The following is a 20883-nucleotide window of genomic DNA, read 5'->3' as shown; positions in this document are numbered from 1 at the left end:
TTTCGCCCGCCCGCGGGTCAGGAACTGCTGACGAAGTTGCCACCGAGTTCGCCCGGCTCCGGCGTCTCCTGCAGCATCGAAAGCGTGGCCTCGCGGTTCACCAAGGTGGTGATCTTGCCGTCCTGGATATCGGCAACGGCGGCCACTGGCAGGTAGTGGTGCTTGCCGTCCTGCGAATCGCCGCGTGTCAGCTTGATGAAATCGCCTTCCAGCCCGTCCACGGTGCCAACATGGGTGCCGCAGGAGCCGACGATCTCGGCATGCTCCTTGATCATGGACTTGTCGGTCATGAGATTCTCCGCTCCTCGATTCTTCTGTCGGTGGAACGGTGTTTGGTCGTGAAGGTGGCATCACGGCCCTGCGAGGCTTGGCAATATAACCTTGCCTTGCAACCATTTACCGAGCGTTCCTTAACCTTCATGGTTGTCCTGGGCGCTTCAAGCGGGTATGCCGCACTGCGATGGACGGCTTGACAACGCCCGTGGGTGACGCGCCCACCTCCACCGGACCGCTGCCGCTTTACCGTGCCCGCGTCGCCTCTGGCGTCTTGCGGGCCGATCCTGCGCAGCTGAAGGCGGCCGAAACCCTGCAGGAACTGTGGGGCCGGCTGCGCGGCTACGACCCGAAGCCGCGGCCTGTTGCGGCCAAGGAGAGTTCCGGCGGCTTCATGGGCCGCCTTTTCGGCCGCAAGGCGGCCGAGGCGCCATCCGCCCAGGCACCGGTCGGTCTCTACATGGTCGGCGAGGTCGGGCGCGGGAAGTCCATGCTGATGGACCTCTTCTTCGATTGCGCCGACGTGCCGCGCAAGCTGCGCATCCACTTCCACCAGTTCATGCAGGACTGCCACCGGCGCATCCACGCCTACCGGAAGCAGCATGGCAACGCGGCGGACCCGATCCCGCCGCTGGCGCAGATCATCGCGGAAGACGCGGCGCTGCTCTGCTTCGACGAATTCCAGGTGCATGACATCACCGATGCCATGATCCTGGGCCGGCTGTTCGAGGCGCTCTTCGCCCGGGGCGTGGTGGTGGTCGCCACCTCCAACACGGCGCCGGACGACCTCTTCAAGGGCCGGCCGGGGCGGGACGCCTTCCTGCCCTTCATCGCGCTGATCAAGACCAAGGTGGCGGTGCTGCACCTGCAATCCGCCCAGGATTACCGCCGCGACCGCATCCAGGCGCTGCCGACCTGGCATGTGCCGGCCGATGCGCGGGCCGAGCGGGCGCTGGACGAGGCCTTCCACGAGTTGACCGGCCAGCGCCACGGCCAGCCGCGCAAGCTGGACGTGCTGGGCCGGCAGGTGGAGGTGCCGCAGGCGGTGGGGGAGGTCGCGCGGGCGGATTTCGACGCGCTCTGCGGCAAGCCGCTGGGCCCGGCCGATTACCTCGCGCTGTCCACCGCCTTCCATACGCTGATCCTGGATGGCGTGCCGCGGCTGGGCCCGGACAATTTCGACCGGGCGCGCCGCTTCATCACGCTGGTGGACACGCTTTACGAACGGCGCTGCAAGCTGGTGGCCTCGGCCGCCGCGGTGCCGGACCAGCTTTATGAGCGGGGGGAGAATGCGGCGATGTTTCAGCGCACCGCCTCCCGTCTCGTGGAGATGCAGAGCCAGGATTATCTGCGCTTGCCGCACCTGGACTGATGCATGAGGAGGGCGGCTGCGGGAGGGGGAAAGCCCGCAGTCGTCTTGGGGATCGACAATTGGGGGAGTTTTGACGATGCGTACCATCACGCTGTGCCTGCTGGGGCTTTTCGCCCTGGCACTGTCCGCGCCTGTCTCGGCCGAGGCCTCCAGCACGCGCTCCGGCCCGCGCGCCGGCGCCAAGGTGGTGAAGCCCACCGCCCGCGCCGCCGCGCCGGCCCGCACTGCCGCCACCGCCACGCGTCGCCAGGTCGCCGTGACCCGCGCCGCGCCGGCCCGGCAGACCGCCCGCGCCACCACCAGCCGCCAGACCGCCAAGGCCGGCGGTCGCGTCGGGGCCGTCCAGCGCAGCCAGGGTCCTGTGGTGGCCCAGCGCTCCAACATGACGGCGCGGGGCGCCCGCCTGACGTCCTGGACCGCCGGCCTGCCGGCCGCCAGCGGCGAGCAGCGCGACTGCCCCGTCGGCACCATGTCCACCCTGGCACGCGGACACGACGACGTTATCCGCTGCATGCCGCTGTAACATGGCTGGCCCGGCTTCCGGCCGGGCCACAGCTTTGCGGGCCATAAGCGCCGCCTTTTCCAGGGTTTGACCCGGCAGTTCTCGCTGCACCGCACCGAATCGCCCCGCCCCCCGCCTTGTCGGAGCGGACGGGCGGGAGTAGGACACGGGCGCGAGATACCGGATTTCTGTATCCAACCCCCCGGGAAGGAACTGCTCATGGCCCGCAAGAAAATTGCGCTGATCGGCGCTGGCAACATTGGTGGCACGCTGGCCCACCTGATCGGCCTCAAGGAGCTTGGCGACGTCGTGATGTTCGACGTCTTCGGCGGCGTCGCCGCCGGCAAGGCACTGGACATCATGCAGTCCAGCCCGGTCGATGGCTTCGATTGCAAGCTGAGCGGCGGCAGCGACTATGCCGCCATCGCGGGCGCGGACGTCATCATCGTCACCGCCGGCTTCCCCCGCATGCCGGGCATGAGCCGCGACGACCTGCTGACCAAGAACGCCGGCGTGATGGGCCAGGTGGCCGAGGGCATCAAGCAGTACGCGCCCGACGCCTTCGTGATCTGCATCACCAACCCGCTGGACGTTATGGTCTGGGCGCTGCAGCAGAAGTCCGGCCTGCCGGCCAACAAGGTCGTCGGCATGGCCGGCGTGCTGGACAGCGCGCGCTTCCGCACCTTCCTGGCCGAGGAATTCAATGTCTCGGTCGAGGACGTGACGGCCTTCGTGCTGGGCGGCCATGGCGATACCATGGTGCCGCTGACGCGTTACTCCACCGTCGCCGGCATCCCGGTGCCGGACCTGATCAAGATGGGCTGGACGACGCAGGAGAAGATCGACGCGATCGTGGCGCGCACCGCCAATGGCGGCGGCGAGATCGTGAAGCTGCTGGAGAAGGGTTCCGCCTTCTACGCCCCCGCAGCCTCGGCCGTGGCGATGGCGGAGAGCTACCTGAAGGACAAGAAGCGCGTCCTGCCCTGCGCCGTGATGCTGAACGGCGAGTATGGCATGGATAACTTCTATGTCGGCGTGCCTGTCGTGATCGGCGAGAAGGGCGTGGAGCGGATCGTCGAGGTGGAGTTCACCGCCGAGGAGAAGGCCGCCTTCGACAAGTCCTGCGACGCGGTGAAGAAGCTGGTCGAAGACTTCAAGAAGCTCGGCGTCTGACACGCCTCTGGCCGGGGCTGCGGTCCCGGCCATTTCCTTCGACCGGCTCCGGCCGTCCAGCTCCAGTAAAAGGGTGAGCGGATGAATATTCACGAATACCAGGGCAAGGAGCTGCTGAAGCGCTACGGCGTTGCGGTGCTCGACGGCTATGTCGCCTGGAATGCCGCCGAGGCGGAAGAGGCGGCCAAGAAGCTGCCCGGCCCCGTCTATGTGGTGAAGTCGCAGATCCATGCCGGCGGCCGCGGCGCCGGCCGCTTCAAGGAAGATCCGAACGGCAAGGGCGGCGTGCGCGTCGTCAAGTCCGTCGCGGACGTGAAGGCGGCCGCCGAGGCGATGATCGGCAAGACGCTGGTGACCAAGCAGACCGGCGAGGCCGGCAAGCAGGTCTCCCGCGTCTACGTGGAAGACGGCTGCGACATCAAGCGCGAGCTGTACCTGTCCCTGTTGGTGGACCGTGACTCCTCCCGCATCGTGATCATGGCGTCCACCGAGGGCGGCATGGAGATCGAGGAAGTCGCCGAGCACAACCCGGAGAAGATCCTCAAGGCCATCGTCGATCCGGCCTCGGGCGTCTCGGGCTTCCATTGCCGCAAGCTGGCCTTCGGGCTGGGCCTGGAAGGCAAGCAGGTCGCGTCCTTCACCAAGTTCGTGACGGCCATGTACAAGGCCTTCGTCGAGCTGGACTGCGCCATCGTCGAGATCAACCCGCTGGTCGTGACCGGCGCGGGCGAGATCGTGGCGCTGGATGCCAAGGTGTCCTTCGACGACAACGCGCTGTTCCGCCACAAGGACCTCGAGGCCCTGCGCGATGACAGCGAGATGGACCCGAAGGAGCTGGACGCCGCCAAGAACGACCTGAACTACGTCGCGCTCGATGGCGAGATCGGCTGCATGGTGAACGGCGCGGGCCTCGCGATGGCCACCATGGACATCATCAAGCTCTATGGCTCCTCGCCCGCGAACTTCCTCGATGTCGGCGGCACGGCCACGGCCGAGCGCGTGACCGAGGCCTTCCGCATCATCACCTCCGACAGCAACGTCAAGGCGATCCTGGTCAACATCTTCGGCGGCATCGCCAAGTGCGACATGATCGCCAATGGTGTCGTGGCCGCGGCCAAGAACCTGACGCTGTCCGTGCCGCTGGTTGTGCGCCTGGAAGGCACCAACGTTGAACTGGGCAAGAAGATCCTGGCCGAGAGCGGCCTGAAGATCATCCCGGCCGACAACCTGGCCGACGCCGCCGAGAAGGTGGTCGCTGCCGTGAAGGGAGCCAAGTAAGATGGCCATCCTCGTCGACGCCAATACGAAGGTGATGACCCAGGGCTTCACCGGCTCTCAGGGCACCTTCCACGCCGAGCAGGGCATCGCCTACGGCTCCAAGTATGTGGGCGGCGTGACGCCGGGCAAGGGTGGCCAGACCCACCTGAACCTGCCGGTGTTCAACACCGTCGCCGAGTGCGTGGAAGCGACGGGCGCCAATGCCTCCGTCATCTACGTGCCGCCGCCGTTCGCCGCCGACAGCATCCTGGAGGCGATCGACGCCGAGGTGCCGCTGATCATCTGCATCACCGAGGGCATCCCGGTGCTGGACATGGTCAAGGTCAAGCGCGCGCTCTCCGGCAGCAAGTCCCGCCTGGTCGGGCCGAACTGCCCGGGCGTGATCACGCCGGGCGCCTGCAAGATCGGCATCATGCCGGGCCATATCCACAAGCCGGGCTCCGTCGGCATCGTGTCCCGCTCGGGCACGCTGACCTATGAGGCCGTGGCCCAGACCACGGCGGCCGGCCTCGGCCAGTCCACCTGCGTCGGCATCGGCGGTGACCCGGTGAAGGGCATGGACTTCACGGAAGTGCTGGAGATGTTCCTGGCCGACCCCGAGACCAAGCAGATCGTGATGATCGGCGAGATCGGCGGCCAGAGCGAGATCCAGGCGGCCGAGTTCCTGGCGCGCGAGAACAAGAAGGGCTCCAAGAACTATAAGCCTGTGGTTGGCTTCATCGCTGGTGCGACCGCCCCTCCGGGCCGCCGCATGGGCCATGCGGGCGCCGTGATCTCGGGCGGCAAGGACACGGCCGAGGCCAAGATGTCCGCGATGCGCGAGGCCGGCATCTACGTGGCCGACAGCCCGGCTGCCCTGGGCTCGACCATGCTGAAGGCTATCGCGGGCTGATGCGCCCGGCGGCGCGACAAGGTGACCAGCCCCAACGCCGACCCATGATCTGGGTCGCGCGATCCGGGTGGCTGCCATTTCGCCGCCATACATTCTATGTTCATGCACGCCGTCCCTATATCAGGGGCGGCGCTGCATTTTGTGACGTCCGTAGTTAAGGAAAGCCACGCCGCACCGGAACGGGGCGGGGTGAGGAGGAACTGATGGCCGGTATCGACATCCTGGCGAGTGCGATGACGGGGGCGAATGCCGCCTTCCTCGCCGATCTCTACGCCCGCTGGGTGGATCAGCCGGACAGCGTGGACCCGTCCTTTCAGGAGCTGTTCGCGGCCCTGAACGACGATGCGCGCGCTGTGGTGCAAAACGCCACCGGCGCTTCCTGGGCCCCGCGTCCGCGTGGCGGCTTCGCGCCCGAGCCCGAGGCGCCGAAGGCCGATCCCAAGAAGGGCGGCAAGCCCGCCGCCGCGCCGGCCGCCGACCCGGCCGCCGCGCGTCAGCAGGTGCTGGATTCGATCCGCGCCCTGATGCTGATCCGCGCCTATCGCGTGCGCGGGCACCTGGAGGCGCAGCTCGACCCGCTGCACCTGACCCAGCCCAAGGCGCATCCGGAGCTGGACCCGAAGACCTACGGCTTCACCGATGCCGACCTGGACCGGCCGATCTTCATCGACCGCGTGTTGGGCAAGGAGCAGGCGACGCTGCGCGAGATCATCACGATCTGCCGCGCCAGCTACTGCGGCTCCATCGGCGTCGAGTTCATGCATATCCAGGACCCGGAGCAGAAGTCCTGGATCCAGCAGAAGATCGAAGGCGCGCCCTGGGCGCAGGCTTTCGACGCCGCGGGCAAGCGCAAGATCCTGCAGCAGCTGACCGAGGCCGAGGGCTTCGAAGCCTTCTGCGCCCGCAAGTATGTCGGCACCAAGCGCTTCGGCCTTGAGGGCGGCGAGGTCACCATCCCGGCCGTGCAGACCGTGATCGAGACCGCGGCCGATGCCGGCGTGAACGAGATCGTGATCGGCATGGCCCATCGTGGCCGCCTGAACACGCTGGTGAACGTGGTGAAGAAGCCCTTCACCCGCGTCTTCGCCGAGTTCAAGGGCGTCTCCGCCAACCCGGACGACGTGCAGGGCTCGGGCGACGTGAAGTACCACCTGGGTACCTCCACCGACCTGGAGATCAACGGCCGCCAGGTCCACCTGTCGCTGCAGCCCAACCCCTCGCACCTCGAGGTCGTGGACCCGGTGGTGGTGGGCAAGGTGCGCGCGCGCCAGGATATGGCGGGCGACACCAAGGGCCGCCGCTCCGTCATGGGCATCCTGCTGCATGGCGATGCCGCCTTCGCCGGCCAGGGCGTGGTCTATGAGACGCTCGCGATGAGCCAGCTCATCGGCTACCGCACCGGCGGCACGGTGCATGTGGTGACCAACAACCAGATCGGCTTCACCACCGTCCCGGCCCATGCCTATTCCGGCCTCTATTGCACGGACGTGGCCAAGTCGGTGCAGGCGCCGATCCTGCACGTGAACGGCGACGACCCGGAGGCCGTGGTCTTCTGCGCCCGCATGGCGGCCGAATACCGCATGAAGTTCGGCGCCGACATCGTGCTGGACGTGGTCTGCTACCGCCGCCACGGTCATAACGAGACGGACGAGCCGGCCTTCACGCAGCCGATCATGTATGCCCGCATCAAGGAAACCAAGACGACCCGCACCCTCTACGCGGAGCGTCTGGCCCAGAGCGGCGCCGTGCCGGCCGCCGACAGCAAGTCCATGCTGGAAGCCTTCAATGCCCAGCTGGAGGATGCCTACCAGGCCGCCCAGACCTTCAAGCCCAACAAGGCCGACTGGCTGGAAGGCCACTGGTCCGGGCTGAAGGCCGCCGGCTCCTCCGAGGAGGAGAAGGAAGACGGCACCGCCGTGGCGCTGGACACCCTGCGCGAGGTGGGCGCCGCCCTGAGCCGCGTGCCCGAGGGCTTCAACGCCAATAGCAAGATCGTCCGCCAGCTCGAGGCGAAGAAGAACGCCATCGAGAGCGGCGAGGGCATCGACTGGGCAACCGGCGAGGCGCTGGCCTTCGGCTCCCTGCTGGTGGAAGGCCACCGCATCCGCCTCTCCGGCGAGGATGTGCAGCGCGGCACCTTCAGCCACCGCCATGCCGTGCTGGTCGACCAGCAGAGCCAGGCGGAATACATGCCGCTGAACAACATCCGCGACGGCCAGGCGCGGATGGAAGCCTTCAATTCGCTGCTGAGCGAAATGGGCGTGCTGGGCTTCGACTACGGCTACACGCTGGCTGACCCGAACACGCTGACCCTGTGGGAAGGCCAGTTCGGCGACTTCGCCAATGGCGCGCAGGTGGTGATCGACCAGTTCATCGCCTCCGCCGAGACGAAGTGGCTGCGCATGTCCGGCCTCGTGATGCTGCTGCCGCATGGCTATGAAGGGCAGGGGCCGGAGCATTCCTCCGCCCGCCTGGAGCGCTACCTGCAGCTCTGCGCCGAGAACAACATGGCGGTCTGCAACTTCACGACCCCGGCCAACTACTTCCACGCCCTGCGCCGGCAGCTGAAGCGGAACTACCGCAAGCCGCTGATCGTGATGACGCCGAAGTCGCTGCTGCGCCACAAGCTGGCCGTCAGCAGCCTGGCCGACTTCGCCCCCGGCAGCACCTTCCAGACCGTGATCCCGGAAGTGGATGCCATCGCGGCGCCGGACCAGGTGAAGCGCGTCGTGATCTGCACCGGCAAGGTCTATTACGACCTGCTGCAGGAGCGCCGCGACAAGAAGCTGAACGAGGTGGCGATCATCCGCCTGGAGCAGATGTACCCCTTCCCCAAGAACACGCTGGCGCGGGTCCTGGGCGAGTACAAGAACGCCGAGATCATCTGGTGCCAGGAAGAGCCCGAGAACATGGGTGCCTGGACCTTCGTGGACCGGCGGATCGAGAAGGTGCTGAAGGATCTGGGCGTGAAGTCCAAGCGCCCGGTCTATGTGGGGCGTGAGGAAGCGGCCAGCCCCGCCACCGGCTCGGCCAAGGTCCATCAGCAGCAGCAGGAAGCCCTGGTGCGCGAAGCGCTCGGTCTGTCCTAAAGTTAACTTCGAGCACGCACCGGTAGAGAGGCGTTTAGAATGACTGAGATCCTGGTCCCCACTCTGGGCGAGAGCGTTTCCACGGCCACCGTGGCGCGCTGGATGAAGAAGGCCGGCGAATCCGTGGCTGCCGACGAGCCGCTGGTGGAGCTGGAGACCGACAAGGTGACGGTGGAGGTGAACGCCCCCGCCGCTGGCGTGCTGGAGGCGATCGCCGCCGATGAGGGCGCCGAGGTGGAGCCGGGCGCGCTGCTCGGCACCATCTCCGCCGGCGAGGGCAAGGTGTCCCCCAAGGCCACCGAGGTGCCGGGCACCGAGAAGGCGCCGGCGCCGAAGGCTTCCGGCGCCACCGCCGGCAACCCGGCCAATGCGCCCAAGGTCGAGGAGCCGCGCACGGTTTCCGGCCCCGTCTCCGTCCCGGGTGGTGGCCATGCGCCGCTGCCGGCGGCCGCCAAGATGATGGCCGAGAACAACGTCTCCGCCGATCAGATCGGCGCGGGCACGGCCAAGGACGGCCGCATCAGCAAGGGCGACGTGCAGGACTTCCTGGCCCGCCCGGCCGCGGCCCCCGCTGCCAAGCCGGCCGCCAAGGCGCCGCGCGCCCTGGAAGGCGGCGAGGAGCGGGTGAAGATGACCCGCCTGCGCAAGACCATCGCCAACCGGCTGAAGGAGGCGCAGAACACCGCCGCCATGCTGACCACCTTCAACGAGGTGGACATGTCGGCCGTGATGTCGCTGCGCAGCGAGTACAAGGACGCCTTCGAGAAGAAGCTCGGCACCAAGCTCGGCTTCATGTCCTTCTTCGTGAAGGCCTGCGTGGCCGCGCTGAAGGAATACCCGGCGGTCAATGCCGAGATCGACGGCGACGACATCGTCTACAAGAACTTCGTGCACATGGGCATCGCCGTCGGCGGCCCGAACGGCCTGGTCGTGCCGGTGCTGCGCAACGCGGACCAGATGTCCTTCGCGGATATCGAGAAGTCGATCGCCGGCTTCGGCCGCAAGGCGCGTGACGGCCAGCTGAAGCTGGAGGAACTCTCCGGCGGCAGCTTCACCATCACCAATGGCGGCATCTACGGCTCGCTGCTTTCCACGCCGATCCTGAACCCGCCGCAGTCGGGCATCCTGGGCATGCACTCCATCAAGGAGCGCGCGATGGTGGTGAACGGCAAGATCGAGGTCCGCCCGATGATGTATCTGGCGCTGTCCTACGACCACCGCATCGTCGACGGGAAGGAAGCGGTCTCCTTCCTGGTGCGCGTGAAGGAGAGCCTGGAAGACCCGCGCCGGCTGCTGCTGGACCTCTAAGCCTCAGCAACGGCCCGAACGGGGCGGCGAGGATCGCGGAAACGCGGTCCTCGCCGCTTTTTTTTGTCCGGTCGCCAAGCTGCCCCGGCACCAAGAATTCCATTGCAAAAACGATACGGAGTGCTACGCTCAGGATATCTCAAAAATACGAAAAAGCTGGAATTTAAGGCGGAACGCCTCGTATCTGGCGCTGGGGGAGTTGAAGCTGGATGGCTCACCGGAAGACGATCCTTTTCGTGCATTTCGGCGAAAACTGGATCCGGGGCAGCGAACGTGTCCTCCTCGACCTCATGGCCGGTCTCGACCAGCGCCGCTTCCGCGCCCTCTTGTGGTGCAATGCGGAGGCCATCGCTGCGGAAGCCCGCCGCATCGGCGTGCAGTCCGTCATCTCACCCATGGCCTATTTCCTGGACTATTCCTCGCCGCGCCCCAGCCCCATGGCCTTCCTGCGCCTGGTGCGCGAAGGCATTCGCCTCATCCGGCAAGAGAATGTGGCGATGGTCCATGCCAATGGCGCGGCGCCGTGCCAGTGGATGGCGCCGGCGGCCCGCATGGCCGGGGTGCCGCTGCTGGCGCATCTGCACGCTCCCTACCACAAGCGTTCGCGCTACGTGACGCTGCTGCACATGGCGAGCCGCGTTGTCGGCGCGTCGCGGCACGTGCTGCAGGGGCTGGGGGAGGACGGGCTGGCGGCGAGCCGGCTGCGGGTCGTGATGAACGGCATCGACGAGGCCCGCCTTGCCGGGCCCGACCGGGGCTTCCGGCAGGCCCTCGGCATCTCTCCGGACGACTTCGTGATCCTTTCGGTGGGCTCCCTGATCCGGCGCAAGGGCCATGACCGGCTGATCGCCGCCCTGACCCGCATGCGGACCAGCAGCCCGGCGCGTCTGGTGATCGTCGGGGAAGGGGAGGATCGTGGGGCGCTGGAAGAGACTGCCCGCCATCTCGGCCTGCAAGGCAGGGTCCACTTCCTGGGGGGCAGGCCCGCGCTGGCGGCAACCTACCAGGATGCCGACTGCTTCGCGCTGGCTTCGCGGGTGGAAGCCTTCGGGCTGGTGCTGGCCGAAGCCGCAGTTTGTGGCCTCCCCTGCGTGGCGGTGGCCACCGGCGGCATCCCCGAGGTGGTGCAGGATGGCCGGACCGGCCTGCTGGTGCATGAGACGGAGGAGGAGGGTATCATAGCCTCCCTGGCCCGAAACCTGGACCAACTGGCGGAGGATGCGACGATGCGGGCCACCATGGGAAGGGCCGGGCAGCAGGCGGTATCGCAGAGCTTCTCCGTTGAGCGGATGGTGGGCGAGTTCGAGGCACTCTACGGGGAGGTCATCGCGGCACCGGCCGGACATGGCTGGCGTGGCGTGGCCCTGGACCCTTACCTGCGGGCCGCGTCCTACTGGCCGCGCCGCCGGTCCCGGGCTTCGGCCTGACAGGAGCCGGAGGCCCGCCTTGCTGGCGCGGCCTTGGGCATGTTGCGTTTGATCATGCTTGCGCAGCGGCCCGCGCATGGCTTTTCGCACCGCACAAAGCCCTTGGCCCCCTTGCTCCTGCGACGCGACCGGGCCAGTTTCCGGCAACCGTTAGTCAAGCAGGAACCCTGACTCATGTCCGAGAGCTTCGACGTCATTGTCATCGGTGCCGGCCCCGGTGGCTATGTCTGCGCCATCCGCGCCGCCCAGCTCGGGCTGAAGGTCGCCTGCGTCGAGAAGCGCGACACGCTCGGCGGCACCTGCCTGAACGTGGGCTGCATCCCCTCCAAGGCGCTGCTGCAGTCCTCCGAGGCTTTCGAGGAGACGCAGCACAAGTTCGCCGACCACGGCATCCTGGTGGATGGGGTGAAGCTGGACCTGTCCCGCATGCTGGCCCGCAAGGGCGAGGTCGTTGGTGCGAACGTGAAGGGCGTCGAGTTCCTCTTCAAGAAGAACAAGGTCACCTGGCTGAAGGGCGAGGGCAAGATCACCGCCCCCGGCACCGTCGAGGTCGCCGGCCAGTCCTACAGCACCAAGAACATCGTCATCGCCACCGGCTCCGACAGCATGCCGCTGAAGGGCGTCGAGGTGGATGAGAAGCAGATCGTCACCTCCACCGGCGCGCTGGAGCTGGAGAAGGTGCCGGGCCACCTCGTGGTCATCGGCGGCGGCGTCATCGGCCTGGAGCTGGGCTCCGTCTGGCGCCGCCTGGGCGCCGAGGTGACGGTGGTGGAATTCCTCGACCGCATCACGCCGACCATGGACAACGAGGTGTCCAAGCAGTTCGAGCGCGTGCTGACCAAGCAGGGCTTCAAGTTCAAGCTGAAGTCCAAGGTCACCGCCGCCGCCAAGACCGCCGAGGGCGTGACCCTGACGGTGGAGCCCGCCGCCGGCGGCGCCGCCGAGGAGCTGAAGGCCGATGTGGTGCTGCTGGCCATCGGCCGCCGCGCCTACACGGATGGCCTCGGCCTGGACACCGTGGGCGTGGAGCGTGACGAGCGCGGCCGGGTGAAGACCGACCACCACTTCCGCACCAATGTTCCCGGCATCTATGCCATCGGCGACGTGATCGTCGGCCCCATGCTGGCCCACAAGGCCGAGGACGAGGGCGTGGCCCTGGCCGAGCAGCTGGTGGGCCAGGCCGGCCACGTGAACTACGGCGTCATCCCGAGCATCGTCTACACCTGGCCGGAAGTGGCCTCGGTGGGCGAGACGGAGGAGGAGCTGAAGGCCCGCGGCCAGGAATACAAGTCCGGCAAGTTCCCCTTCATGGCCAATGGCCGTGCCCGCGCGATGGGCGACACCGATGGCTTCGTGAAGATCCTGGCGGACAAGAAGACCGACCGCGTGCTGGGCTGCCATATCCTGGGCCCGGATGCCGGCACGCTGATCGCGGAAGTGGCGATTGCCATGGAATTCGGCGCCAGCGCCGAGGACGTGGCTCGCACCTGCCATGCCCACCCGACGCTGAACGAGGCGGTGAAGGAAGCGGCGCTCGCCGTGGACGGGCGCGCGCTGCATATCTGACCGGACAGGCCAGGGGCGCTGCCCCTGGACCCCGCTGGGGTGACAGTGTCACCCCAGACCCCGCCATCTGTTTTCGGCAGGTGGTTCCGCTGGAGGTCATGGACCTCCAGCGACGGAGGCCGCCGTCCAGGCGGCCTTTTTCATTGATGGCGGCGCTGCTGCGTCAGCTAAAAAATTCGAAGCGGGGTCCGGGGTGGACTTTCCACCCCGGCGGGAGTGTCCAGAGAGGGCAGGGCCCTCTTTGGCCCCGGCCGCTTCATTCGCTGCGCGGATGCGCCTTCTGCCAGGTCTCCAGCAGCCGCACCGCATCCACGCTGGTATAGCGCTGGGTGGTGGAGAGGCTGGCATGCCCCAGCAGCTCCTGGATGGCACGCAGGTCAGCCCCCGCGCCCAGCAGATGGGTGGCGAAGGAATGCCGCAGTGCATGCGGGGTGGTGTGTTCCGGCAGGCCGGCGAGGCGGCGGTAATCCCGCAGCGCCTTCTGGGCGATGGCCGGGTCCAGCCGCCCGCCGCGCGCGCCGAGAAACAGCGGCGCCTCGGGCAGGGGGCCGCCACGTGCCGTGAGATAGGCGGAGATGGCCGCCTCCACGGCCGGCAGCACCGGCACCAGCCGTTCCTTGCCGCCCTTGCCGCGCACCCGCAGGCCGGTGCCGGCGCGGGGAGCATCCCGCACATCCAGCGCCAGCGCCTCCGAGATGCGCAGGCCGCAGCCATAGAGCAGGGTGAAGAGCGCCTGGTCCCGCAACGACAGCAGGTTGGAATTCTCGACGCTGCCGACTTCCGCGATGACGTCGCGGGCCTCGGCTTCGCGCAGGGCGCGGGGGGCGGGGGGCTTCAGGCGCGGACCACGCAGCCCGGCGATGGCATCGGGCGAGACGCCATGCCGCTTCGCCAGGAAACGCATGAAGCTGCGCACCGCCGCCAGCTTGCGGGCGCGGGTGCTGGCGCTGTCGCCCTTCTCGGCACGGAAGGCCAGGAAGGAGCGTAGGTCGGCCGGGCGCAGGGCACCAAGGGATTTCAGGTCCGGCTCGGCGCCCAGGTGGCGGCTGAGGAAGCCCAGCAGGTCGGCCAGGTCGGCGCCATAGGCTTCCAGGGTGTGCGGGCTGGCGCGGCGTTCCTTTTCCAGCCAGTCCAGGAAGGCGGCGCGTGCTTCCAGCCCGGTCATGGCTGGCGCGACAGCGCGGCGGCCAGGGCGGCGGCCAGGAAGCGCAGGGGCGGCGCGGCGCTGCCACGGGGCAGGGCAGCCGCCTGCCGGGCGCCCAGCACCAGCATGGCGGGCGCGCCGGGCAGCGGCAGGCGGGCCAGGGCGTCCCGGGTGATCAGCGCGGCGGCCTCCCCATGCAGCAGCGCGGCATCGGAAGGGTCGTCGCGCAACAGGGTGTCGCGGCCGGTGGGCAGCAGCGCCTGCACCGTGCCGGGCGGCAGGCTGCGGCGGTGCGGCGCGGGCGCGCCCTCATCGGCCAGGGCGCAATGGTCCATGCCGAGCAGCGCGGGCCATTCCTGGGACACGGCCTCGGCGGCATCAGGGGCGGCGATCAGCGCCACCACGGCGCGCTGGGCGCGGTGCACGAAGCTTTCCTCGGCGCGGGCGCTGGCGGCGAGGTCGCGGTTGGCCGCGCGCTCGGCATCCAGCATGGCGGCCATGTGGTCGGCCAACCCTTCGCCATGGATGCGGCGGGGCGGCGTGAGCAGCCGGTAGAGGTCCGGCCGCTCCGCCAGGAAGGAAGGGTTGGCGCGCAACCAGGCGGCAACCCGGTCGGCGCCGTCCTTGCTCACAGGATGCTCTGGCCCGTCTTCTTCCAGTCCGCCAGGAAGGCTTCCAGGCCCCGGTCGGTCAGCGGGTGCTTGATCAGCTGGCGGATCACGGCGGGCGGCAGGGTGGCGACGCCGGCGCCGATCTTGGCCGCCTGGGCCAAGTGCAGCGGGTGGCGGATGGAAGCCACCAGCACCTCGGTCTTGATGGCCGGGTAGTTGTCGTAGATCGTGACGATGTCCTCGATCAGCTGCATGCCGTCCTGCGCCAGGTCGTCCAGCCGGCCAACGAAGGGCGAGATGTAGGTGGCACCCGCCTTGGCCGCCAGCAGCGCCTGGGTGGCGGTGAAGCAGAGGGTCACGTTGACCGGGGTGCCTTCATCGGAGAGCGTGCGGCAGGTGCGCAGGCCGGCTTCCGTCAGCGGCACCTTGACCGCGACGTTGCTGGCGATGTTGCGCAGGAAGCGGCCTTCGGCCAGCATGCCCTCATAGTCCGTGGCCGTGACCTCGGCGGAGACATGGCCGGGGGTCACGGTGCAGATCTCGGCGATGACCTCGGCCATCTTGCGGCCGGACTTGGCAATCAGCGAGGGATTGGTGGTGACACCATCGACCATGCCAAGTTCAGCAAGCGCGCGGATTTCGGATACCTCGGCGGTATCCACAAAGAACTTCATGAAGCTTGTTCCTGGCGAAAGCGGTGCCGGGGCACCACTTATGTGTGACTGTGTTTCCGGAATTGCAGAATAACCGATGAGTGGCGGAAGACGAAGGGGCACGGCATCCCCGGCCCTGCCGCTGGCCCCGGCGCGGGCGCGCCTGCGGGTGCTGCTGCCGCTACCCCTGGCCGGCGCCTATGACTACGGCGTGCCGGCCGGCATGGTGCCGCCGCCGCCCGGCAGCTTCGTGCAGGTGCCGCTGAGCGGGCGCGAAATGATCGGCGTGGTCTGGGACGGCGAGGCCGACCCGGACCTGCCCGAGCGCAAGCTGCGCGACATCACCCATCTGCTGGACGTGCCGCCGATGACGGCCAGCTTGCGGAAATTCGTGGATTGGGTGGCCGCCTATACCGTCAGCCCGCCCGGCGCGGTGCTGCGCATGGCCATGAGCAGCCCTTCCGCACTGGAGCCGCCGATGGCCAAGGCGGGCTGGCGTGCCTCGGCGGCGGGGCGGGCGGCGCTGGCGCGCGGCACCGGCCTCACCGGCGCCCGGCAGCGGGTGCTGGAGACGCTGGAAGGTGAGTTGGACGGAGAGGCGCATCTGGCCGCCACCATCGCGCAGCGGGCGGGGGTTTCCTCCGGCGTGCTGCGCGGCATGGCGGATGCGGGGCTGCTGGAGCCGGCGCTGATCGAGCGCGCTGTGGAATTCCCCCGCCCGGACCTGAAGCGCGGCGGCCCTGAGCTGGGCGAGGAACAGCGGGTGGCCGGGCAGGCGCTGCGGGAGGCCGTGGCAAAGAAGCAGTTCGGCGTCACGCTGCTCTCCGGCGTCACTGGCTCCGGCAAGACGGAGGTCTATCTGGAGGCCGTGGCAGAGTGCCTGGCCCAGGGGCGGCAAGCGCTGGTGCTGCTGCCGGAGATCGCGCTCTCCGCCCAGTGGCTGGAGCGATTCGAGGCCCGCTTCGGCTGCCAGCCGGCGCTGTGGCATTCCGAACTCGGCTCCAAGCGCCGCCGCGACACCTGGCGGGCGCTGGCGGAGGGGCGGGTGCAGGCGCTGGTGGGGGCACGTTCGGCGCTGTTCCTGCCGTTCCCCGACCTCGGCCTGATCGTGGTGGATGAGGAACACGAGACCGCCTTCAAGCAGGAGGAGGGCGTGGTCTACCACGCCCGCGACATGGCGGTGGTCCGTGCCCGGCTGAACGAGGCCGCCTGCGTGCTGGTCTCCGCCACGCCGAGCCTGGAGACGCTGACCAATGCCGAGACCGGCCGCTACGCGGCGCTGGACCTGCCGGTGCGCCATGGCGGCGCGACGCTGCCCAGCGTGGTGGCCATCGACCAGCGGGTGACGCCGCCGGAGCGTGGGCGCTTCCTGTCCCCGCCGCTGGTGCAGGCGATCCGGGACGCGATCGGGCGGGGGGAGCAGGCCATGCTCTTCCTGAACCGCCGCGGCTATGCGCCGCTGACGCTCTGCCGCACCTGTGGCCACCGCATGCGCTGCCCCAATTGCACCGCCTGGCTGGTGGAGCACCGCATCCAGAAGCGGCTGCAATGCCACCATTGCGGCCATGCCGAGCCCATCCCGCCCGCCTGCCCCGAATGCGGCGCCGAGGGCAGCCTGACGCCCCTCGGCCCCGGGGTGGAGCGGGTGCAGGAGGAGGCGGCGGAGCTGTTCCCCGATGCCCGCCGGCTGGTCATGGCCAGCGACACCCTGCCGGGCCCGGCGGCGGCGGCCGAGGCCGCGCGTGCCATCCAGGCGCGGGAGGTGGACCTGATCATCGGCACCCAGATCGTCGCCAAGGGATGGCATTTTCCCCATCTGACACTGGTGGGGGTGGTGGATGCCGATCTGGGCCTGGCAGGCGGGGACCTGCGCGCCGCCGAGCGCACGGTGCAGTTGCTGCATCAGGTGGCCGGCCGTGCCGGGCGCGCCGAGGCGCCGGGGCAGGTGCTGCTGCAATCCTGGAACCCGGACCACCCGGTGATGCAGGCGCTGATCTCCGGCGATCTCGCCGGCTTCATGGCCGCCGAGGCCGACCAGCGCCGCCCTGGCCACTGGCCGCCCTTCGGCCGCCTCGCCGCGCTGATCGTCTCCGCCGAGGATGAGCGGGAGGCCGACACCATTGCCCGCGACCTGGGAATCGAGGCGCCGGGCGGCGATGGGGTGGAGGTGCTGGGCCCGGCGCCCGCGCCGCTTTCCATGCTGCGCGGCCGCCACCGGCGCCGGCTGTTGATCAAGGTGCGGCGGGACGTGCCGGTGCAGCCTATCCTGCGGGAGTGGTTATCACGGGTCCGTGTACCGGCTTCCGTGAAGGTGCAGGTGGATGTGGACCCGGTGAGCTTCCTCTAGCCGGCTCCGCATACCCGGATGCCCCGAAAGTGACCCTATTTTGAACCTGCGGTAACGAATCCCGTCCCAGCCGGTTGCCGCCTTGTGACGGGCTGTGTTAATCCCCGCCCGCCGCGACGGAAGATCCTCCGGGCGCGTCATGATTGCTGCCCGACGGGGTGAAAGCCCTCAAAGGTGGCCCGAAAGCAAGAAACGGGATTGTCCGTGGCCTCCGAAGCGCCGACCGCCTCGCCGAACACGTCACCCACCGTTGGCCATGCCAGCGGCCTCGCCCAGCGCTACGCGCTCGCGCTGCTGGAACTCGCCAAGGAAAAGAAGGAGATCGACCGCGTCGCGGCCGATCTCGACCGGCTCTTCGTGCTCTGGCGCGACGATGCCACCTTCCGCTCCTTTGTCGAGGACCCGCGGCTGGATGCCGTCGCCCAGCGCCGTGGCGCCTTCGCCATCCTGGAGAGGGCCGGCATCGCCGGTGAGGTCCGCAACCTGGTGGGTGTTCTGATCGCCAACCGCCGCCTGGGCCATCTGGCCGAGGTCGCCACCGCCTTCGGGGCGCTGCTGGCAGAGCAGCGCGGTCAGCAGACCGCCGAGGTCGCCACCGCTCATCCGCTGACCGACGTCCAGCGCACGCAGCTGACTGCGCGCCTGACCGAGGCCGGCTATTCCAATGTCAAGCTGGTCGAGCGCACCGACCCCTCCCTGCTGGGTGGCCTGGTGGTGCGTATCGGTTCCCGGCTGTTTGACAGCTCGATCAAGTCCAAGCTGCAGCGCATGCAGTATGCCATGAAGGGGGCCGCCTGATGGATATCCGTCCCGCCGAGATCTCGGAGATCCTGAAGCAACAGATCGCCGGCTTCGACGCCGATGCGAATGTTGCCGAAGTCGGCACCGTCTTGACCGTGGGCGACGGCATTGCCCGCGTCTACGGCCTGCAGAACGTGATGGCCGGTGAGCTGGTGGAGTTCCCCTCCGCCGGCCTCAAGGGCATGGCGCTGAACCTCGAGACCGACAATGTCGGTGTCGTGATCTTCGGCGATGACAAGAACATCAAGGAAGGCGACACCGTCCAGCGGACGGGCGACATCGTCTCCGTGCCGACCGGCCGTGGCCTGCTCGGCCGCGTGGTCGATGGCCTGGGCAACCCGATCGACGGCAAGGGCCCGCTGGTCGACGTGACCCAGCAGCTGGTCGAGGTGAAGGCGCCGGGCATCATCCCGCGCAAGTCCGTGCATGAGCCGATGCAGACCGGCATCAAGGCGATCGACGCCCTGATCCCGATCGGCCGTGGCCAGCGCGAGCTGATCATCGGTGACCGCCAGACCGGCAAGACGGCGGTGATCATCGACACGATCATCAACCAGAAGCCGATCAACCAGGGCACGGACGAGAGCAAGAAGCTCTACACGATCTACGTCGCCATTGGTCAGAAGCGCTCCACCGTCGCGCAGCTTGTGCGCACGCTGGAAGAGAACGGCGCGCTGGAATACTCCATCATCGTCGCGGCCACCGCTTCCGACCCGGCGCCGATGCAGTTCCTGGCGCCCTACACCGGCTGCGCCATGGGCGAGTATTTCCGCGACAACGGCATGCACGCCGTCATCTTCTACGACGATCTGTCGAAGCAGGCTGTGGCCTACCGCCAGATGTCGCTGCTGCTGCGCCGTCCGCCGGGCCGCGAGGCTTACCCGGGCGACGTCTTCTACCTGCACTCCCGCCTGCTGGAGCGCGCGGCCAAGATGGGCGAGGCCGCCGGCCTTGGCTCGCTGACCGCGCTGCCGGTGATCGAGACCCAGGCGGGCGACGTCTCCGCCTATATCCCGACCAACGTGATCTCCATCACGGACGGCCAGATCTTCCTGGAAACCGAGCTGTTCTATAAGGGCATCCGCCCCGCCGTGAACGTCGGTCTCTCGGTGTCCCGCGTCGGCTCCGCCGCCCAGATCAAGGCGATGAAGCAGGTCGCCGGCAAGATCAAGCTGGAGCTGGCCCAGTACCGCGAGATGGCGGCCTTCGCCCAGTTCGCTTCCGACCTCGACGCCTCCACCCAGGCCCTGCTGGCCCGTGGCGCGCGCCTGACGGAGCTGCTGAAGCAGCCGCAGTTCCAGCCCGTGCCCGTCGAGGAGCAGGTCGTGTCCCTGTTCGCCGGCACGCGCGGCTATCTGGACAAGCTGCCCGTGAACAAGGTGGGCCCCTTCGAGCGCCAGATGCTCTCCCAGCTCCGTGCTTCCAAGCCGGAGATCCTGGCGGGCATCCGGGACAAGAAGGAGCTGACCAAGGACAACGAAGCCGCGCTGGTGTCCTTCCTGGACAGCTTCGCCAAGTCCTTCTCCTGACGGGAGGCTAGGGGAGCGAACCCATGGCCAACCTGAAGGACCTGCGGGCACGCATCAACAGCGTGAAGTCCACCCGCAAGATCACCCAGGCGATGAAGATGGTCGCGGCGGCGAAGCTCCGCCGCGCCCAGCAGCAGGCCGAGGCCGCGCGCCCCTATGCCGAGCGCATGGAGCGGATGCTGGGCTCGCTCGGCGGCGCCGTCGTCGGCAACCCGGACGCGCCGAAGCTGCTGGTCGGCACCGGCCGCGATGCCGTGCACCTGCTGGTCGTCGTCACCGCCGATCGCGGCCTCGCGGGCGCGTTCAACACCAATGTGGCCCGCTTCGCGCGCAACCACATCCGGGAGCTGGAAGCCCAGGGCAAGACGGTGAAGGTCATCACCGTCGGCCGCAAGGGCGCCACCTACCTGAAGCGCGAGCTGGCGAGCCGGGTGATCGAAGAGATCAACTATGTCGGCAAGAAGCGCGTGGGATTCGAGGAGGCCGATACCCTGGCCACCCGCATCACCGCGATGCTGGAAGCCGGCGAGTTCGATGTCTGCACGCTCATCTACAACCGCTTCCGCAGCGTCATCGCCCAGGTGCCGTCGGCGCAGCAGCTGATCCCGACCGTGCTGCCCGAGGCGGCGCCGGCGGGCGGCGAGGCGCAGGCCCAGGCCTGGTATGAATATGAGCCGGACGAGGCCACCATCCTGGCCCAGATCCTGCCCAAGAATCTCGCCATCCAGATCTATCGCGCCCTGCTGGAAAACTCTGCCGGCTTCTTCGGCAGCCAGATGAACGCGATGGACAACGCGACCCGCAACGCGGGCGAGATGATCAACAAGCTGACCCTGACTTACAACCGCACGCGTCAGGCCAACATCACCAGCGAGCTGATTGAGATCATCTCCGGTGCCGAGGCTCTCTGAGGGAAAC

General features: G+C 68.3%; 17 protein-coding genes. 13 read left to right on the top strand and 4 right to left on the bottom strand.

All coding sequences use genetic code 11. The annotated features are described in order from the left end of the window. Window positions 1-17 precede the first annotated feature (17 nt). Window positions 18-290 carry a DUF2171 domain-containing protein gene (locus EBE87_RS03880; protein ID WP_120640395.1) on the bottom strand — a complete coding sequence of 91 codons (273 nt, stop codon included), beginning with the start codon at window positions 288-290 and terminating at the stop codon, window positions 18-20. Between the two features lie 170 nt (window positions 291-460). Between EBE87_RS03880 and zapE the strand changes: the two genes are divergently transcribed. The 9 genes from zapE (at window position 461) to lpdA (ending at window position 12880) form a co-directional block, all read left to right on the top strand. Then, a complete protein-coding gene (zapE, locus tag EBE87_RS03875; protein ID WP_120640394.1) occupies window positions 461-1645 on the top strand; it encodes a cell division protein ZapE in 1185 nt (394 codons plus the stop codon). Window positions 1646-1721: 76 nt separating this feature from the next. Continuing rightward, window positions 1722-2168, top strand: a complete 447-nt coding sequence (locus EBE87_RS03870; RefSeq protein WP_122139884.1) for a hypothetical protein — start codon at window positions 1722-1724, stop codon at window positions 2166-2168. 198 nt (window positions 2169-2366) lie between these two features. Then, window positions 2367-3320 carry a malate dehydrogenase gene (gene mdh / locus EBE87_RS03865; protein ID WP_120640020.1) on the top strand — a complete coding sequence of 318 codons (954 nt, stop codon included), beginning with the start codon at window positions 2367-2369 and terminating at the stop codon, window positions 3318-3320. Between the two features lie 81 nt (window positions 3321-3401). Then, a complete protein-coding gene (gene sucC / locus EBE87_RS03860) occupies window positions 3402-4598 on the top strand; it encodes an ADP-forming succinate--CoA ligase subunit beta (protein WP_120640019.1) in 1197 nt (398 codons plus the stop codon). Window position 4599: 1 nt separating this feature from the next. Next, window positions 4600-5490, top strand: a complete 891-nt coding sequence (gene sucD, locus EBE87_RS03855) for a succinate--CoA ligase subunit alpha (protein ID WP_120640018.1) — start codon at window positions 4600-4602, stop codon at window positions 5488-5490. A 203-nt stretch (window positions 5491-5693) separates the two neighbouring features. After that, window positions 5694-8579 (top strand): 2-oxoglutarate dehydrogenase E1 component, encoded by a 2886-nt coding sequence (locus EBE87_RS03850; protein WP_120640017.1) that lies wholly within the window; start codon window positions 5694-5696, stop codon window positions 8577-8579. Window positions 8580-8618: 39 nt separating this feature from the next. After that, the gene (odhB, locus tag EBE87_RS03845; RefSeq protein WP_120640016.1) at window positions 8619-9887 is read left to right on the top strand and encodes a 2-oxoglutarate dehydrogenase complex dihydrolipoyllysine-residue succinyltransferase; all 1269 of its coding nucleotides are present in this window, start codon (window positions 8619-8621) and stop codon (window positions 9885-9887) included. A 209-nt stretch (window positions 9888-10096) separates the two neighbouring features. After that, window positions 10097-11314, top strand: coding sequence for a glycosyltransferase (locus EBE87_RS03840; RefSeq protein WP_120640015.1), 1218 nt, complete (start codon window positions 10097-10099; stop codon window positions 11312-11314). A 174-nt stretch (window positions 11315-11488) separates the two neighbouring features. Next, the gene (gene lpdA / locus EBE87_RS03835) at window positions 11489-12880 is read left to right on the top strand and encodes a dihydrolipoyl dehydrogenase (RefSeq protein ID WP_120640014.1); all 1392 of its coding nucleotides are present in this window, start codon (window positions 11489-11491) and stop codon (window positions 12878-12880) included. A gap of 256 nt (window positions 12881-13136) precedes the next feature. Here lpdA and EBE87_RS03830 read toward each other — a convergent pair whose 3' ends face one another. From EBE87_RS03830 to fsa, 3 genes are read right to left on the bottom strand one after another with little or no spacing between them, the layout of a single operon-like run. Next, a complete protein-coding gene (locus EBE87_RS03830) occupies window positions 13137-14045 on the bottom strand; it encodes a tyrosine recombinase XerC (RefSeq protein WP_120640013.1) in 909 nt (302 codons plus the stop codon). Continuing rightward, entirely contained in the window at window positions 14042-14656 is a 615-nt protein-coding gene (locus EBE87_RS03825) for a hypothetical protein (protein ID WP_122139883.1), read from the bottom strand. Before EBE87_RS03825 ends, EBE87_RS03830 begins: the two co-directional genes overlap by 4 nt. Then, entirely contained in the window at window positions 14653-15309 is a 657-nt protein-coding gene (gene fsa, locus EBE87_RS03820) for a fructose-6-phosphate aldolase (protein WP_120637028.1), read from the bottom strand. Before fsa ends, EBE87_RS03825 begins: the two co-directional genes overlap by 4 nt. Before the next feature lie 76 nt (window positions 15310-15385). Between fsa and EBE87_RS03815 the strand changes: the two genes are divergently transcribed. From EBE87_RS03815 to EBE87_RS03800, 4 genes are all read left to right on the top strand, one after another. Further along, a complete protein-coding gene (locus EBE87_RS03815) occupies window positions 15386-17635 on the top strand; it encodes a primosomal protein N' (protein ID WP_120637029.1) in 2250 nt (749 codons plus the stop codon). Between the two features lie 204 nt (window positions 17636-17839). After that, window positions 17840-18433, top strand: a complete 594-nt coding sequence (locus tag EBE87_RS03810) for a F0F1 ATP synthase subunit delta (protein WP_233553078.1) — start codon at window positions 17840-17842, stop codon at window positions 18431-18433. Continuing rightward, a complete protein-coding gene (gene atpA, locus EBE87_RS03805) occupies window positions 18433-19965 on the top strand; it encodes a F0F1 ATP synthase subunit alpha (protein WP_120637031.1) in 1533 nt (510 codons plus the stop codon). Before EBE87_RS03810 ends, atpA begins: the two co-directional genes overlap by 1 nt. 23 nt (window positions 19966-19988) lie before the next feature. Continuing rightward, on the top strand, window positions 19989-20876 hold the full coding sequence (locus EBE87_RS03800) for a F0F1 ATP synthase subunit gamma (RefSeq protein WP_120637032.1): 888 nt from the start codon (window positions 19989-19991) through the stop codon (window positions 20874-20876). The last annotated feature ends 7 nt before the right edge of the window (window positions 20877-20883 follow it).

This window comes from Teichococcus wenyumeiae, assembly GCF_003696345.1.
GTDB lineage: Bacteria > Pseudomonadota > Alphaproteobacteria > Acetobacterales > Acetobacteraceae > Pseudoroseomonas > Pseudoroseomonas wenyumeiae.
This window is presented reverse-complemented; position numbering and strand designations above follow the sequence as displayed.